Here is a 16,244-nt window from a genome sequence, read left to right as displayed (position 1 = left end):
CCCCTCGGGTCCTACACATTGAGATCGATACGGTGCGCACCCTTCACGCCGTCGTAGCGATCGGGACTGCAGGTCAAGACAATCACTTGACCGTGAGCACCGACGGTGTCGAACACCTCGCCCATCTTGGCCAGCCGGTCCGGGTCGGTGAATCCCAGTGCATCGTCGACCACGACCGGAACGGCGTCCTCCTTGGCGACCAAGGCAGCACCGGCCAACCGCGCCAGGATTCCGAGTTGCTCCTTGGCCCCGCCCGACAGCGAGTCGTAGGGCACCGTGACGCCGTCCAGGGTTCGGCTGCGGATACACAGGTCGGTGTCGACGTCGACCTCGAAACTCGGCCCGAACACCGGACGACCCAGTCGCTGCAGCTCCGTACGGTAGGGCTCGACATAGCCGAGCCGGGTGGTGTCGCGATGGCGGGACATCACCGACCGCAGCAGCTCGGCCGCGCGGGCCCGGCTGCCGATCCGGGTGTGCTGGCTGGCGGCATGCTCGCGCTCGGTCTCCGCGGCGTCGAGCTTGCCCTGGCGACCCTCGCTGCCAAAGACCGAGAGTTCGATGGTGAGCTCGCGCAACGTGCGGGCGGCGTCTTCGTAGCGGGCGCCCAGGGTCTCGGCCGCCTGGCTAGCCGCGGCCAATTCGGCGGTTACCGCGTCCGGTGCCGCGGCGGCCAGCTCTTCGCCCAGCTCCACGGCTCGGCGCTCCGCGGTCTCGGCGGCCCGCTGCCCGGCATCCGCCGACGAGGCCAAGTCCTCGTCACTGACCGAGGCCCGCTCCTGGGCCAGCTGATCGGTGGCCCGACCGAGCTCGGCGCGTTGGGTTGTTGCTTCGTTGAGCAAAAGCGTTGCCCGGGTCGAGGTCTCGGCGAGCCTGGAGTCGGCGGCAGCCGATGCCCGGCGGCGGGTCTCGCATTCGGTTTCCGCGGCCAGGCGAGCGGCCTGCGCGGCATCGAAATCGGCACGAGCCGCGGCGATATCGGTGGCGAAGAGATCAGGCTCGTCCGGTTGACCGGCGCGCAACCCTGCGAGCCGTCCCCGGAGCTGGTCGGCGTCTTCGTCACCGCAGAGGCCGGACAACGTCGCGCTCAATTGTTCTCGGCTGCTTTGCAATTCGCGGCGGTGCTGGTCGGCCGATCGGGCTGCGGCAAGATCGGTGACCGCACCGGCGGCCAGTGCGGCAGTCAGCTCTTGTTGTGCCGCATCATATTTCGCCTGTACGTCGAGCGTCGTCGCGCCGGGAGTAATCCGCGCGGTGAGAACACCGGGAACCTCGATCTCGGTGGGTCCGGTGGCAGTCGCCGACCAGCTCTGCCCGGCAGCCAACGACACCCGCTGTTCGCCAACCGACAGCTCGATGTCGGCCACTGCGGTGAACTCGACCGCCGCCGAGATCAACGTCAGCTGATCGCCGGCGCGATCGACCGCGGCTGCGGCGCTTTCGATTCGCCGGAGTAACTCCTCGGTGAGGACGACCCCGGAAAGCTCCGCGGCGACCCGATCACGATCACGCTGGATGGCGTCGATCTTGGCCAGGCGAGCGGTCAGCCGGTCGATCTCCTCGCGGTCGGCGAGCTGGTCGACCGTGCGGCGGGCGGATTCGACACGGCGCTGCAGGTCCATCAGAACCTGGGCGGCCTCCTGCATCGCGGTACCGGTGGCCTCGGCGTCGGCATGCGCAGCCGACTGCGCAGTCGCGGCTTGCTGCGCTTCTGCCTCGACAGCCGCAACAGCTGCGGTGCGAGTGTCGATCTCGGTAACCAGTCGCAACCGGCCGTTATGCGCGGCGGACGCGGCGGTGCTGTTCGCTGCGGCGGCGGCCGCGACCAGCTTGGCTTCGCGCGCTTGGCGAGTGAGTTCGGCGGCCTTGTCCGCAGCGGCATGTGCGACGGCCAATCGCGGACCGGCCGCCAGCCGCAGTTGCGAGAGCTCGGCCACTTGCTCGGTCAACACGGCATGGCGACGCACCCGGTCATCGACCTCGGCGACTGCCGCCGTGCACTCCGCGACCGAGGCGTCGGCGTGCGACAGTCGAGAGATGGCCGCGGCCCATTCCCCGGTGGGGCGTCCGGTGGGGGTGAAGTAGCGCGCGTATTCGGCATCGATTCGCTCGATGAGCAACGGCTCGTTGCCGGACAGCGCAGCCTCGTCACCGGCCGCGACATCGAGTGCACGCGAAAGCGCATCGCAGCCCGACAGATCCACCGCGGCTGTCGATGCCGACTGCAGCACACGCTGGGCATGCCACAGGTCGTTGTCCACAGTTTCGGCGAGCATCGCCCGTACCCGCTCGTGGGCTTCATCGCCGGTCAGCTGCTCACGGCGCGGCGCCAGCACGGTCAACTCCGTCTCGCACTTCTTGTGGAAGCGCTTGCGGTAAATGAATCGGTAAGTGCCGCTGCTGATTTCAGCGGTAACCTCGGACCCGACATCGCTATTGGTGGGCTTGACCTGCTTGACTTCCTTCTTCGTCGAGCGGTCCCTGGATTCCAGTAGCAGGTCGAGCGCCTCGATCATCGACGACTTGCCAATTTCGTTGGCACCGCTCACCACAACCACGCCGTGGTCGGGAAATTCGATCTCGCGGTGCGCGATTCCGCGGTAGTTGGTCAGGACCAGCCGGTGCAGCTTCATGCCGCGCCCCGATCGGTGAGCCGCAGTAGGAGCGCCAGCGCGGCCTGGGCATCGCCGGCGGAGTCGGTGTCGCCCCCGCGCGCCGTGGCGACCAACTCTTCGACGGCCGCGGCGGCGAATCCCCCGATGCCGAGATCGGTGAACTCGCCGTCGGCAGGTATGACCGCGAGATCGGTGTGGCGTTCCCATTGGCCCAGCCACGCGAACAGCCGCGCGTATCGGTCCAGGCAGGCGTCCAGCGCGGCGTGGTCGGTGACCGTCAACGAGCCCGTCAGGGCCAGCCGCACCACGGTGCGGTCCTTCTCGGTCATCAGGTCAAGATTCATGTCGAGATCGGCGATGTCGCGGCTGGTGTCGACCTGACGGTGCAAGGTGACAAATCGCCAGTGACCGACGTGCCGGGGCGTCACCGACACCGCGTTGGTTTCGTCGATGTCGACGACCAGGACATGACCCGGATTCGATTCGACGTCATCGAAATTCGTCACTTCCGGGGATCCGGAGTACCACGCCCGGCCGCTGTCGCCGACCTGGGTGAGCGAATGCTTGTCTCCCAGTGCCGCATAGTGGACCGCGCCACGGGTCAGCGCCGCTTCGAGGCGGGCCAGCCGAATCAGCGACGGCTTCTCGCGGTCGGGGTCGAGCACGTCGACGCCGCCGTGCGCGACGAGCACACGGGTAACCGGGCCGGCGTCGAGACCGTCGAGAACGTCGGCGACCAAGTCGGTGGTCGGGGCCTTGGACCGCCATGGCGCAGCGACGATCTCCAGGCCCGGCCGAACCTGATGAATGCCGGCGCGATCGAGAACCACGACGTTGTCCGGGCATTCGGTGGTGAACAACGTGCTGGTGAACACCGACGACGCGTCGAGCGGATCGTGGTTGCCGGGCAGCAGGTAGACCGGAATACCGATGGCGCGCATGGCTTCCAGGGACTGACCGATCACCGACGGGGCGAGCTGATTGTGTTCGAAGACGTCGCCGGCGACCACGACGAACTCGGCGCCCACCTCGGCCGCCAGGGTGCCCAGACCGGCCACCGCGTCGCGCCGGGCAGCCGAATACCGCGGCTGGGCATCCCCGGCCAGGAAGTGTCGGGTCATGCCCAGCTGCCAGTCGGCGGTGTGCAGGAATCGCATCCCGGCGCCCCCTTCGGAAATGGCGTGGCTATCAAGGCACCGCGAGTCTAGGGCGGTTCACCGACAACTTCGGGGACGCGCACCGGCATGCCCCGGCCTTGTGTGCGGGCCGGCTTGACACAGGTGTCTTTTTGCCCGCCTCTGAGCGACCTTGGCGCAGTGGTGAAACTCCTCAAACATCTTGTGCCACTGTGGTTTCAGTGGTCTCAGGGCGGGGTTTTTTGTCGGTGGGTCGGGCTAGTTTTGTTGGTATGAGTTCGGGTGTGGTCGCGGATCGGGAAGCGGTCGCGACGGCCTTCGATGCGCTGGACGCAGCGGTCGATGCCGTCGTCGCGCTGGATTTTGAGCTGCTGAGCACCCACGAGCGGCTGGTGTTGCTGGAACGCTGCGAGAAAGTGCGACGACGGCTGCCCGCCGCGGAGCATCCCCTGATCAATCAACTCCAACAGCTGGCCACCGCCGAAGAACTCGGCGGCAAACTCTCCCACGCGGTCGCCGAATGGACACTGACCAGCCGCGCCGAAGCAGCCCGCCGCGTCCGCGACGCCGCCGACCTGGGCACCCGGCACGGACTCACCGGCGAACCGCTGGAACCGGTACTGGCCGCGACCGCCGCCGCGCAACGCGACGGGAAACTCGGGACCGAGCATGTCGCGGTGATCCGCCGGTTCTATCACCAGCTGCCCGGCTGGATAGACCAAGCCACCCGCGAGCAGGCCGAAGCCGACCTGGCCCGCCTGGCTACGCAGTACCGACCCGATCAGTTGGCCGGGCTGGCCGATCGGCTCGCCGACTGCCTCAACCCCGACGGCAGCTATAGCGATGACGACCGGGCCCGGCGGCGGGGTGTGGTGTTGGGCCGGCAGCAGGCCGACGGCATGTCGGCGCTGCAGGGCTGGTTGACGCCGGAAGCCCGCGCCACCCTAGAGGCCGTGTTGGCCAAACTCGCGGCCCCCGGCATGTGCAACCCCACCGACCAGACGCCTTGCATAGACGGCACCCCCAGCCAGCAAGCCATCGACCACGACGTCCGCAGCCCGGCCCAGCGCCAGCACGACGGATTGAATGCCGCCCTGCGCGCGGTCCTGGCGTCGGGAAATCTGGGTCAGCACAACGGGTTGCCGGCCTCGATCATCGTCACCACCACCCTGGCCGAACTCGAAGCCGCCGCCGGACACGGCATCACCGGCGCCGGTACCCGGCTACCGATCAGCGACGTCATCCGCCTTTCCCGCCACGCCCACCACTACCTGGCGATCTTCGACAAAGGCCAGCCCGTCGCGCTCTACCACACCAAACGCCTCGCCTCGGCCGGTCAGCGAATCGTGTTGTACGCCAAAGACCTTGGCTGCTCAGCGCCCGGATGTGATGTCGGTGGCTACTACTGCGAAGTCCACCACATCACCGACTACGCCCAATGCCACACCACCGGCATCGACAACCTCACCCTCACCTGCGGGCCCCACCACCGACTGCTGCAACCCCGCGGCTGGACCACCCGAAAACATTCCAACGGCACCACCGAATGGATCCCGCCGCCCCATCTAGAGCGCGGCCAACCCCGGACCAACACCTTCCACCACCCCAACAAACTGCTGTGCGATGAGGACGAGGATGTCGCCTAGCACGCCGAGATCCGGACTGATTAGCGTGAGTCGCGTGAATGGTGAGCGCACCCTGCTGCTGATGCGGCATGCGAAATCTGGATACCCACCCGGCGTCGCGGACCACGACCGGCCCTTGGCGCCACGCGGCATCCGGGAAGCGGGCCTGGGCGGCGACTGGTTGCGCGCCGACCAACCCGGCATCGACGCCGTGCTGTGCTCCACGGCCACGCGCGCCCGCCAGACCCTGGCCAACACCGGCGTCGACGCCCCGGTGCGATACCGCGAGCGCCTCTACGACACCACCCCGGGCACGATGATCGACGAGATCAACGAGGTCGCCGACAGCGTCGACACCTTGCTCGTCGTCGGACACGAGCCGACCATGTCGTCCCTGGCGATCGGCCTGGCCGGCGACGAGGGCACCGACGCGACTGCGGTACAACGCATTTCGGAGAAATTCCCGACCTCGGCGATCGCGGTGCTGCGGGTGACCGGCGACTGGAAGGACCTGCAACTACGACGAGCCGCGTTGGTCGACTTCCACGTTCCGCGCTGAACCCGGCTAGGAGTTCGTCGAGAGCGTCAGCTCCATCAGCTTGAGGGCCTGGCCGCAGGCGTCGATGCCGGGTGCTTGCGGATTGACCCACCAGCCGACCACTCCGGCGGCGTCGCTGGCCACACCACACGCACCGTTCGGGTCGTCCGTGCGCATCACAATCGAACTCACGCCCGCGATCGCCCGGGTTTCCACCTTGTAGTGGAGGAAGTCGGCGACCTTGCGCTCTTCGCTCAGGCTGCCCTGCTCGAACCAGAACCGGGTGATGTCGATCAGGCCGGCCGGGTTGGCCGCCTGCCAGCGGCAGATCGCGCCGACGAACGTGCTCTGGATGTCGAGCGGGTCGGCGCCCACGGTCTTGGCCAGGATGTCAGTGGTCAGGACCTCACATTCCTTGAGCAGGTTCGGGTACTGCTGCTGGGAGTTGTTGTTGCGCGGCACACCGCCGGAGCCCGCCTTGACGGCGTTACCCCCGATCGATCTCGAGCAGCCGGTCAGGATCACTAGCGCGGTGAGCGAGATGACCACCGCAGTCCGGACACGTCTTGTCATCATTTCGAGTTCGCAATCGATTGACGAGTCAGTTCTTTGGCTATGTCACACGGCGGCGGGAATGGCTTCTGGCTGAAACTGATCGACCACTCGATGAAGTCGTCCTGGAACTGGATGCCGACCTCGCACAGCGAGTCACCCAGGTTCGGCTCGTTGCCGACTGCGATGAAGCCGCTATGGCCGTTGATATTGATGTCGTCGACGCTGGCGCGCGACAGCTCCTCGGTCTTGCGTTCACGTCCGATCGGGCTACCGCGGTACCAGGAAAAGGAAAAGTGCGGGCCGAGGATGCCGCCGCCCGCCAGCCACTGGCAGCCCACGGAGTTGCGAGCCGTGTTCATCAGCCCGCTCACCTTGGTCAGCTCGGCGACCGACTGGTCGCTGACGCCTCCGCATTGCGGAAACATCGGTCCGTGGTGGCCCTCCGCGTTCCCCGGCGCCGATGATGTCGTCCCACCCGGCTTGTTGTCGCCGGAGCTGGAGCAGCCAGCAACCGTCGGGATCAAGATCGTGATCGCCGCAAGGGCTAGCGCCGTGAGGTTACGACGCACGGCCACCCTGCTTCCGCTCAGCCTGCACCTGGTCCACACGATGCACTGTAGCGGCAGCCCAGCGGGTCAACCACCGACGCGCCACTTGATCAGGCATTTCACCGGGTTGCCGGATGCGGCACGTGCACACAACCGCCCGGCGGTGCTCAGCGCTGCGCCGCGTGCCGTATGCGACAGTTACCAAATGCTTCTGGCACTGCTGCGCCAGTACATCCGGCCGTACCGCCGGCTGGTGGCGGTGCTGATGGTGCTTCAAACGATCAGCACCCTGGCGACGCTGTACCTACCGACGGTGAACGCCTCGATCATCGATGACGGCGTCACCAAGGGCGACACCGCGACGATCGTCCGGCTCGGGATGGTGATGCTGGCCGTGACCGGCCTGCAGGTGTTGTGCTCGGTCGGGTCCACCTACTTCGGCTCGCGGACGGGAATGGGGTTCGGCCGCGATCTGCGCCTGGCGATGTTCGAACACGTCACCACCTTCTCCGAGCGCGAGACCGCCCGATTCGGCGCGCCGACGCTGCTCACCCGCAGCACCAACGATGTCCGGCAGATCCAGTACCTGGTGCAGATGGCGGGCACGGTGCTGGTCACGGCACCGATCATGTGCATCGGCGGAATCTTGATGGCCATCCACCAAGAGGCCGCGCTGACGTGGTTGCTGCTGGTCAGCGTGCCGATCCTGGCCGTGGCCAACTACTGGATCATGTCGCACATGCTGCCGCTGTTCCGCAGCATGCAAGCCCTGATCGACGGCATCAACCGGGTGATGCGCGACCAACTGTCCGGCGTGCGGGTGGTCCGGGCGTTCACCCGCGAAGGCTTTGAGCGCGACCGGTTTTCTCGCGCCAATGCCGCGCTCTCGAATGCCTCCCTGACGGCCGGTAACTGGCAGGCGCTGATGCTGCCGGTGACCACGCTGACCATCAACGCGTCCAGCGTCGCGCTGATCTGGTTCGGCGGGCTGCGCATCGATCGCGGCCAGATGCAGGTCGGCTCGCTGACCGCCTTCCTGGCGTACTTCACGCAGATCCTGATGGCCGTGCTGGTCGCGACGATGACGCTGGTGGTGTTGCCGCGAGCATCCGTGTGCGCCGAGCGGATCACCGAGGTGCTGTCCACTCGTGCCGCCGTCGACAGCCCGCGACACCCCAAGCTTCCGGCGCACGGGATCACCGGCGTGGTGCGCCTGGCCGGCGCGACGTTCACCTATCCGGGCGCTGATCGCCCTGTGCTGCAAGATATCTCGTTGACCGCGCGGCCCGGCACCACCACCGCGGTCGTCGGCAGCACCGGCTCGGGCAAGTCAACGCTGGTGTCGCTGATCTGCCGGCTCTACGACGTGACCACCGGCGCCGTCTTCCTCGACGACCTCGACGTCCGCGACTACGACACCGAGCGGTTGTGGTCGGCGATCGGCCTGGTTCCGCAACGCGGATACCTCTTCTCCGGCACCGTCGCGCAGAACCTGCGCTTCGGCAAGGCTGACGCGACCGAAGAGGAGATGTGGGAAGCGTTACGGGTCGCCGCCGCCGACGAATTCGTCCGGGCGCACCCCGACGGTCTGCAGATGCGCGTCGCCCAGGCCGGTATGAATTTCTCCGGCGGGCAACGGCAACGGTTGGCCATCGCCCGCGCAGTCATCCGCCGCCCGGCGATCTATTTGTTCGACGACGCGTTCTCAGCGCTCGATGTGCACACCGACGCACGCGTCCGGGCCGTGCTGCACGAGATCTCCGGTGGCGCGACTATTATCGTTGTCACACAACGCATCTCGACTGCTTCTCAGGCCGACCAGATCATCGTCGTGGACGACGGGAAACTGGTGGGCACGGGCACGCATGAATCGCTGCTGGCCGATTGCGCCACCTACGCGGAATTCGCCGACTCACAGGCGGTCGGCGCCTTGCGATCAGGTCAAGCCGGGGGCACGCAGTGACCACCGCGACGAACCGCCCCAGCCGAGGAGCCGCTCCCAACACACGATCCCACGACTTCTGGGGCACGGCGGCACGGCTGGTGAAACGGCTTGCGCCACAACGAACGCTGAGCATGGCGGTGATCGCGCTGGGCCTCACCGGCACCGTGATCGGCGTCGTCGTTCCGCGTATCCTTGGCCACGCCACCGATCTGCTCTTCAACGGTGTGATCGGGCGAGAGCTCCCGGCGGGAATCACCAAGGCACAGGCCATCGCCCAAGCCCGGGCGCGTGGCGACCGGACTTTCGCAGACCTGCTGTCCGGGATGAACGTAGTGCCCGGCCAAGGCGTGGACTTCGGCGCGGTGGCGAGAACCCTGGCCGTTGCCTTGGTCATGTATATCGTTGCGTCACTGCTGATTTGGGCGCAGTCCCGGCTGCTCAACCTCACCCTGCAGCGCACCATGGTCGCGCTACGGTCCGACGTCGAGGACAAAGTCCACCGACTGCCGTTGTCCTACTTCGACGGACGGTTGCGCGGCGAGCTGCTGAGCCGGGTGACCAACGACATCGACAACGTCCAATCCTCGCTGTCGATGACGATCAGCCAGGTGCTGACGTCGATCCTGACCGTCGTCACGGTGCTGGCGATGATGCTGTCGATCTCGCCGCTGCTGACGTTGATCACCGTGCTGACAGTGCCGCTTTCGCTGCTGGCAACCCGAGCGATCGCGCGCCGCTCGCAACGGCTTTTCAAGGCTCAGTGGACCAGTCTCGGACGGCTCAACGCCCACATCGAAGAGACCTACAGCGGGTTCACCGTGGTCAAGACCTTCGGCCACCGGGACGCGGCACGGGAACAATTCCGCAATCTCAACGACGACGTCTACCAGGCAAGCTTCGGTTCTCAGTTCTTCTCCGGCCTGGTGGCACCGGCCACGACGTTCATCGGCAACCTCGGATACGTCGCGGTCGCGGTGCTCGGTGGGCTGCAGGTGGCCACCGGACACATCACGCTCGGCAACATCCAGGCGTTCATCCAATACGTCCGGCAGTTCAACAACCCGCTGAGCCAGGTGGCCGGGATGTACAACACCCTGCAGTCCGGGGTGGCCAGCGCGGAGCGGGTGTTCGAGCTACTCGACGAGCCCGAGGAAGCACCGGACCCCGCACCCACACAGCCCAACGGCCAGGCCCCGCAGCCACGCGGACGCGTCGAGTTCGACCACGTGAGCTTTGCCTACCACCCGGGCACCCCAGTGATCGAAGACCTGTCGATGACGGTCGAGCCGGGCAGCACCGTGGCGATCGTGGGACCGACCGGTGCGGGCAAAACCACGCTGGTGAACCTGCTGATGCGGTTCTACGACGTCGACTCCGGCCGGATCCTGGTCGACGGCGTCGACATCACCACGGTGAGCAGACACGCACTGCGTTCGCGAATCGGCATGGTGCTGCAGGACACCTGGCTCTTCGACGGGACCATCGCGGAGAACATCGCCTACGGACGGCCCGAGGCCAGCGAAAATGAGGTGGTCGAAGCCGCCAAGGCCGCCTACGTCGACCGGTTTGTGCACACCCTGCCGGCCGGTTACCAGACCCGGGTCACCGGCGACGGCGCCAATATCAGCGCCGGCGAAAAGCAGCTCATCACGATCGCACGCGCATTTCTGGCCCGTCCGCAGCTGTTGATCCTGGATGAGGCCACCAGCTCGGTCGACACCCGCACTGAGGTCCTTATTCAGCGGGCCATGCACGAACTTCGCCGGGACCGCACGAGTTTCGTTATCGCGCACCGGCTTTCGACGATCCGAGATGCGGACCGCATCGTGGTGGTCGAGTCCGGCCGCATCGTCGAACAGGGCAACCACGCCGAGCTCATGGCCCGCCGGGGCGCGTACTACGCGATGACCCGGGCCTGACCTCTCGGCCACCTGAGGCGTTACTGAAACGACGCCAAGAAGTTATTGAGGATCCATTTAGGAGCGCGGCTGACGCTAGTCCCATCAGCACCCCAACCGCACACCTGAAAAGGATCACAGCAATGTTCTCTCACCGCATCCGCACCATTGCCGGCACCGCGATCGGCGCCGCCGCCATCGGACTCGTCGCAGTCGGTACCGCCGGCACCGCGGGAGCCAGCTCCGGCGACGACGCGTTCATCTCCCAGATGGACACGCTGGGCATCACCTTCAGCTCCCCCGCCGAGGCGGTCCGGGAAGGCCACCTGGTGTGCCAGGAACTCGCCACCGGCAAAACCGGGACCGATGTCGCCACCGAGGTCCTCAAGCAGACAAACCTGACCAGTCACCAGGCGGCCTACTTCGTCGTCGACGCGACCCACGCCTACTGCCCGCAACTCGCCCCTCAGCTCACCTGATCGCACTCACCCACCGGAGAATGGGGGGATCTCGGTAACCGGGATCCCCCCATTCTCCGTTTTCCGGTTCCAGATTGGGATCTCCTTCGCGCTGGCCACGCATCGCAATCGTCGACACGGCCATGGCCGCAAAGCAATTCACGCGACATCCGGTTCAGACCTTCCGAAGCCGACATCGGCCTCACTAAGCTCGGAGTTCGGCTGTTGATTTGCTGCGCGGCGATTGCTATGCAGTAAGCAGCTGTGGTCAACACAGAAGGAGATGTCGATGAAGCTCTCGCCTCGCGCCGTTACCGCCGCTGCTGCCGCCGCGCTCGCCGTCGTATTCGCCATCGGTGGTTGTTCGAACAACTCGAGTACCGGCAAATCGCCCGGGACCACCGCCACCACCTCCAGCGGCGAAGCGGCAACCCTGCTCAAGCAGGCCGCCGACGCGATGAGCAAGGTCACCGGGATGCACGTGAGCGTGGCTGTGCAGGGCGACGTGCCCAACCTGCGGGTGACCAAGCTGGACGGCGACATCTCCAACACCCCGCAGACGGTTGCCACCGGCACCGCGACGCTGCTCGTCGGCAAATCCCCCCAAGATGCGAAATTCGTCTACGTCGACGGCCATCTGTATTCCGATCTCGGACAACCCGGCACCTACACAGACTTCGGTAACGGTGCCTCGATCTACAACGTGTCGGTGCTGCTCGACCCCAACAAGGGGCTGGCCAACCTGTTGTCGAAGCTGCAGGGCGGCTCGGTGGCAGGCACCGAGCAGGTCAACGGCGTCGCGACCACGAAGATCACCGGAAACTCGTCCGCCGACGACGTCGCCACGCTGGCCGGCTCCAAGCTGACCGCTCAGAGCGTGACTACGGTGCCCACCACGGTCTGGATCGCCTCGGACGGGTCCTCGCACCTCGTCCAGGTTCAGATCCATCCCACGAGTGACACCTCGGTGACGTTGACCATGTCCGACTGGGGCAAGACAGTAACCGCCACCAAGCCCGTCTAGGGATCGGCGAGCCGTGCATCGCAACCCGTGCAAACCGCCGGACCGCCGGCATTCGGAAAGGAATCACCAATGAGGATGATTACTCGTCGCCGGCGGTTCACCGTGGCCGTCGCGGGTATGGCCACCGCAGGCGCGATCAGCATCGCGCTGGCTCCCGCGGCAGGCGCCGCCGATCAATACGGCGCAATTGCCTACTCCGGCAACGGTTCCTGGGGCCGCGCCTGGGACTACCCGACCCGGCCGGCCGCCGAGGCCACCGCAGTCAAAAACTGCGCCTATACGGACTGCAAGGTGCTGACCAGCTTCACCGATTGTGGCGCCGTCGCGACCAACGGCCAGCGCTTCCAGGGAGGTGTCGGCCCCACCCTGGCCACGGCGATGAAGGACGCGCTGACCAAGCTCGGTGGCGGCTCCATCGACACCTGGGCCTGCAACTAGCCGTTGCGAGTCGGGCGGACAAAGCCGGCCCTGGAGCTCCGATGCCGATCGGCTTTTTCACTGAACGCCAACGTATTTCAGCCGTCGGCGAGCGCGCCTCGGCACCGCGGCCGCGGCACGCCAATCTTCAAGGTTTAACCGAATTGCCGGGTTCGTATCACAATGACAAGTATTGGCAGCTATCGGCACGTGACGCCGCGCAGAGAACCCGGAAGGGCTGGTAAGCGACGATGGTAGACAAAAGTCTCGAATTCGGCCTGCTCGGGCCGTTGGAGATGACTGTTGACGGCGCCCTGGTGCCGTTGGGCACGCCGAAACAGCGGGCGGTGCTGGCCATGCTGCTGATGAACCGCAACAGCCCGGTCGGCGTCGAACGGCTTATCACCGCCCTGTGGGAAGACGAGCCGCCGTCGGGGGCGCGGGCCAGCATCCACTCCTACGTGTCCAATCTGCGGAAGCTCCTCAGCGGTGCCGGTATCGACCCACGAGTGGTGTTGGCCGCGGCGCCGCCGGGCTACCGGCTCGCCGTCGCCGAAAACAGTTGCGATCTCGGGCGGTTCATCACCGAGAAGACCGCGGGCGTGCACGCGGCCGCGGCCAGCCGGTTCGAGCAGGCCAGCCAGCACCTATCGGCGGCATTGGCACAGTGGCGGGGACCGGTGCTCGAGGACCTACTGGACTTTCAGTTCGTCGACACCTTCGCCACCTCGCTCGTGGAGGAAAAGATTCTGGTCCACACGGCGAAGGCGGAGGCCGAAATCGCTTGCGGACGTGCCGCCGCCGTGATCAGTGACCTCGAGGCCCTGGCCGCGGAGCACCCCTACCGCGAGCCGCTGTGGGCCCAGCTGATCACGGCCTACTACCTGACCGACCGCCAATCCGACGCGCTGGCCGCTTACCGCAGGGTGAAGACGACACTCGCCGACGAGCTGGGGATCGACCCCGGGCAGACGCTGCGTGACCTCAACGAACGGATACTGCGCCAGGAGCCGCTGGACGCCAAGAAATCCGCCAGGACCACGGCCGTCGGCACCATCACCGAGCTGGACCAGCGCACCAAGGTCCCGGCCGGGAAGCCCGCCGCCTACCTGCACGAAGCGTCGGGTCGCAGCTACCCACTGCGCGCGGCGGAGACCCGGATCGGACGTCTCAGCGACAACGACATCATCCTGGCCAGCGCCAATGTCAGCCGGCATCACGCCGTCATCGTCGACACCGGCACCAGCTACATCATCAACGACCTGCGGTCCTCGAACGGCGTTCATGTGCAACACCAACGGATCCGTTCCGCGGCCACGCTGAAAGACGGCGACCACATCCGAATCTGCGACCACGAATTCACGTTCGAGATCCCTCGGGGCTACAGCGGCGACGGAGCTAACTGAAGTAGTCTAATCGGCTTGTTGCACAACGCATTTCGCGTTGACAGCCAGCATGGCTTGCCCAGTCAGCTTGGGCGACAACAGCATGACCGGCGCGATCTCGCGATTGTCACGCGCCCGGATCGGCAACGGCTTACCGTGATGGTTGCTGGTCGCGGAGGTTATGGGCGCGGATCTGCCCGTAATTGTTGATATCGTCGGCGAGTCTGCGGTTGGTTTGGAGGATCAACGATGAGCGAGGAGCAGAACTCGCGAGTGGGGTCGATGTTCGGCCCCTATCACCTAAAGCGGCTGCTAGGTCGTGGTGGAATGGGCGAGGTCTACGAGGCCGAGCACACCGTCAAAGAGTGGACGGTTGCGGTCAAGGTGATGACCGCGGAGTTCAGCAGGGACCCCGTCTTTCGCGAGCGAATGCGACGCGAGGCACGCACCGCGGGCCGTTTGCAGGAACCGCATGTGGTGCCAATTCACGACTATGGCGAGATCGATGGGCAGATGTTCATGGAGATGCACCTCATCGAGGGCATCGACTTGGACGACACGCTCAAACGGTTTGGCCCACTAACCGCGCCGCGCGCGGTCGCCATCATCACCCAGATCGCCTCGGCTCTCGATGCCGCCCATGCCGCCGGGGTCATGCACCGCGACATCAAGCCGCCCAACATCCTGATCACCCGCGACGATTTCGCCTACCTTGTCGATTTCGGCATCGCCAGCGCCACCACCGACGAGAAACTCACCCAGCTCGGCACCGCAGTCGGCACCTGGAAATACATGGCGCCCGAACGGTTTTCCAACGGCGAGGTGACCTACCGCGCCGACATCTACGCATTGGCCTGCGTGCTGTACGAATGCCTGACGGGAACCCCGCCGTATCGCGCGAGCACTGCCGGCGAGCTGGTCAGAGCTCACACGACCGACGACATCCCCCTGGCCAGCGCGGTGCGCTCGGGCATCCCCAAGGCCTTCGACTCGGTGATCGCGCGCGGCATGGCCAAAAAGCCCGAGGAACGCTACGCCAGTGCCGGCGATCTGGCCCTGGCCGCGCACGAGGCACTCAGCAACCCGGATCAAGATCACGCCGACAACATCCTGCGGCGTAGCCGCGAGGCCACCCTGGCGACCGACATCAACATCGCCCCTCCTCCCACCGCCCCCGCCACCGCACAACCGCAGGTCAATACCCCGCCGCCGCCCTACCCCGGTCCCAGCTCAACGCCGGTGCCACCGCCCACGCAGACCCCTCGACAATGGGCCCCCGAGAGCGGCCCCGTCCCCACCCCGGGCCCACCGGTCGCCGGCCCGCCTTATTACCAGGGCACCAGCGGGAGCTGGGCCGGTACGCCGCCGGGCACGCCGCCGCCTGCGGGCCCGACTGCCTGGCACCTGGGACAGCAACCATCACCCAAGCCCAAACGCAACCCCTGGCCGATCGTCGTCGGGGCCGTCGCCCTGGTGGCGGTCCTGGTACTCGCCGCCATCGGTGTCTACGTCGCCACCCAGGGCGAGGACAACCCGCAGCCACACCCCTCGGCGACCAGCACCCCGACGCCGACCAAAACCACGACCTCGACTCCGACCACCACGACCACCGCGGCCGGCGATCTCGAAGGCCAATTGCTGAGTGTGCTGCCCCCCGGCTACTCGAACGGCGCCTGTACGTCGGCGACTCCGAAACCGGACACCGTGTGGTCGGATGCGCTGGCCATGGTGGACTGCGACCAGAACACCAACGCGGGCGGCCCGTCTCGAGCGCGATACGCGCTTTTCGCGAATCCAAATGTCCTGAAGGTCGCATTCGACGCCGATATCAAGCTTCTGCAGATGGTCACCTGCCCCGGCGGAACCGCGAACCCGGAATCATGGCAGCACCCGAACGCCCCCAAGGTCGACGTGGGAATGATCGCCTGTGGCACCTACGAGAACCACCCGAACATGGTGTGGAGCAACCAGGTGAAGCTGCTGCTATGCGATGTTTTTGGGGACCCGCCGGCCATCGACGATCTGCACACATGGTGGACCAAATACGGTGGCTGAGCCGCGGTAATTCAGCTTGTGTGACGGCAAAGATCAGCCAGCCCA

Annotated in this window: 13 protein-coding genes; 9 read left to right on the top strand and 4 right to left on the bottom strand. The window is 66.2% G+C overall.

From position 1 onward, the window contains the following. Positions 1-11 precede the first annotated feature (11 nt). Positions 12-2,633 carry an AAA family ATPase gene (locus tag ACZY0B_RS09550; RefSeq protein WP_463763845.1) on the bottom strand — a complete coding sequence of 874 codons (2,622 nt, stop codon included), beginning with the start codon at positions 2,631-2,633 and terminating at the stop codon, positions 12-14. Then, entirely contained in the window at positions 2,630-3,772 is a 1,143-nt protein-coding gene (locus tag ACZY0B_RS09545) for a metallophosphoesterase family protein (RefSeq protein ID WP_463763844.1), read from the bottom strand. Before ACZY0B_RS09545 ends, ACZY0B_RS09550 begins: the two co-directional genes overlap by 4 nt. 251 nt (positions 3,773-4,023) lie before the next feature. Here ACZY0B_RS09545 and ACZY0B_RS09540 point away from each other — a divergent pair, with 251 nt between their 5' ends. Both ACZY0B_RS09540 and ACZY0B_RS09535 read left to right on the top strand, forming a co-directional pair. Further along, positions 4,024-5,397, top strand: coding sequence for an HNH endonuclease signature motif containing protein (locus ACZY0B_RS09540; protein WP_463763843.1), 1,374 nt, complete (start codon positions 4,024-4,026; stop codon positions 5,395-5,397). A 61-nt stretch (positions 5,398-5,458) separates the two neighbouring features. Then, complete coding sequence (locus ACZY0B_RS09535; protein ID WP_463763887.1) at positions 5,459-5,935, top strand: SixA phosphatase family protein; 477 nt, start codon at positions 5,459-5,461, stop codon at positions 5,933-5,935. A gap of 6 nt (positions 5,936-5,941) precedes the next feature. Here the strand turns inward: ACZY0B_RS09535 and ACZY0B_RS09530 are convergent, their stop codons facing one another. Both ACZY0B_RS09530 and ACZY0B_RS09525 read right to left on the bottom strand, forming a co-directional pair. Beyond that, complete coding sequence (locus ACZY0B_RS09530) at positions 5,942-6,487, bottom strand: DUF3558 domain-containing protein (RefSeq protein WP_463763842.1); 546 nt, start codon at positions 6,485-6,487, stop codon at positions 5,942-5,944. Further along, the gene (locus ACZY0B_RS09525) at positions 6,487-7,038 is read right to left on the bottom strand and encodes a DUF3558 domain-containing protein (protein ID WP_463763841.1); all 552 of its coding nucleotides are present in this window, start codon (positions 7,036-7,038) and stop codon (positions 6,487-6,489) included. Before ACZY0B_RS09525 ends, ACZY0B_RS09530 begins: the two co-directional genes overlap by 1 nt. 184 nt (positions 7,039-7,222) lie before the next feature. Here ACZY0B_RS09525 and ACZY0B_RS09520 point away from each other — a divergent pair, with 184 nt between their 5' ends. The 7 genes from ACZY0B_RS09520 to ACZY0B_RS09490 all read left to right on the top strand — a co-directional run bounded on the left by ACZY0B_RS09520 (position 7,223) and on the right by ACZY0B_RS09490 (position 16,199). Further along, complete coding sequence (locus ACZY0B_RS09520) at positions 7,223-8,980, top strand: ABC transporter ATP-binding protein (protein ID WP_463763840.1); 1,758 nt, start codon at positions 7,223-7,225, stop codon at positions 8,978-8,980. Next, the gene (locus tag ACZY0B_RS09515; RefSeq protein ID WP_463763839.1) at positions 8,977-10,881 is read left to right on the top strand and encodes an ABC transporter ATP-binding protein; all 1,905 of its coding nucleotides are present in this window, start codon (positions 8,977-8,979) and stop codon (positions 10,879-10,881) included. Before ACZY0B_RS09520 ends, ACZY0B_RS09515 begins: the two co-directional genes overlap by 4 nt. Before the next feature lie 122 nt (positions 10,882-11,003). Further along, the gene (locus ACZY0B_RS09510) at positions 11,004-11,339 is read left to right on the top strand and encodes a DUF732 domain-containing protein (protein WP_463763838.1); all 336 of its coding nucleotides are present in this window, start codon (positions 11,004-11,006) and stop codon (positions 11,337-11,339) included. A gap of 268 nt (positions 11,340-11,607) precedes the next feature. Beyond that, positions 11,608-12,342: an LppX_LprAFG lipoprotein gene (locus ACZY0B_RS09505; RefSeq protein ID WP_463763837.1), complete on the top strand. Its 735-nt coding sequence runs from the start codon at positions 11,608-11,610 to the stop codon at positions 12,340-12,342. Positions 12,343-12,411: 69 nt separating this feature from the next. Continuing rightward, positions 12,412-12,780 (top strand): DUF4189 domain-containing protein, encoded by a 369-nt coding sequence (locus ACZY0B_RS09500; RefSeq protein WP_463763836.1) that lies wholly within the window; start codon positions 12,412-12,414, stop codon positions 12,778-12,780. 230 nt (positions 12,781-13,010) lie between these two features. Then, positions 13,011-14,165 (top strand): BTAD domain-containing putative transcriptional regulator, encoded by a 1,155-nt coding sequence (locus ACZY0B_RS09495; protein WP_463763835.1) that lies wholly within the window; start codon positions 13,011-13,013, stop codon positions 14,163-14,165. A gap of 228 nt (positions 14,166-14,393) precedes the next feature. Next, positions 14,394-16,199, top strand: coding sequence for a serine/threonine-protein kinase (locus ACZY0B_RS09490; RefSeq protein ID WP_463763834.1), 1,806 nt, complete (start codon positions 14,394-14,396; stop codon positions 16,197-16,199). Positions 16,200-16,244: the final 45 nt, after the last annotated feature.

The sequence above is a fragment of the Mycobacterium sp. IDUB_19 genome (assembly GCF_055419445.1).
The sequence above is the reverse complement of the archived record's forward strand: the minus strand, read 5'-3'. Positions and strand labels throughout refer to the sequence as shown.

Coding starts and splice junctions, on each gene's coding strand:
- ACZY0B_RS09550 (WP_463763845.1), bottom strand. CDS start 2,633: ATGAAGCTGCACCGGCTGGTCCTGACCAACTACCGCGGAATCGCGCAC.
- ACZY0B_RS09545 (WP_463763844.1), bottom strand. CDS start 3,772: ATGCGATTCCTGCACACCGCCGACTGGCAGCTGGGCATGACCCGACAC.
- ACZY0B_RS09540 (WP_463763843.1), top strand. CDS start 4,024: ATGAGTTCGGGTGTGGTCGCGGATCGGGAAGCGGTCGCGACGGCCTTC.
- ACZY0B_RS09535 (WP_463763887.1), top strand. CDS start 5,459: ATGCGGCATGCGAAATCTGGATACCCACCCGGCGTCGCGGACCACGAC.
- ACZY0B_RS09530 (WP_463763842.1), bottom strand. CDS start 6,487: ATGACAAGACGTGTCCGGACTGCGGTGGTCATCTCGCTCACCGCGCTA.
- ACZY0B_RS09520 (WP_463763840.1), top strand. CDS start 7,223: ATGCTTCTGGCACTGCTGCGCCAGTACATCCGGCCGTACCGCCGGCTG.
- ACZY0B_RS09510 (WP_463763838.1), top strand. CDS start 11,004: ATGTTCTCTCACCGCATCCGCACCATTGCCGGCACCGCGATCGGCGCC.
- ACZY0B_RS09505 (WP_463763837.1), top strand. CDS start 11,608: ATGAAGCTCTCGCCTCGCGCCGTTACCGCCGCTGCTGCCGCCGCGCTC.
- ACZY0B_RS09500 (WP_463763836.1), top strand. CDS start 12,412: ATGAGGATGATTACTCGTCGCCGGCGGTTCACCGTGGCCGTCGCGGGT.
- ACZY0B_RS09495 (WP_463763835.1), top strand. CDS start 13,011: ATGGTAGACAAAAGTCTCGAATTCGGCCTGCTCGGGCCGTTGGAGATG.
- ACZY0B_RS09490 (WP_463763834.1), top strand. CDS start 14,394: ATGAGCGAGGAGCAGAACTCGCGAGTGGGGTCGATGTTCGGCCCCTAT.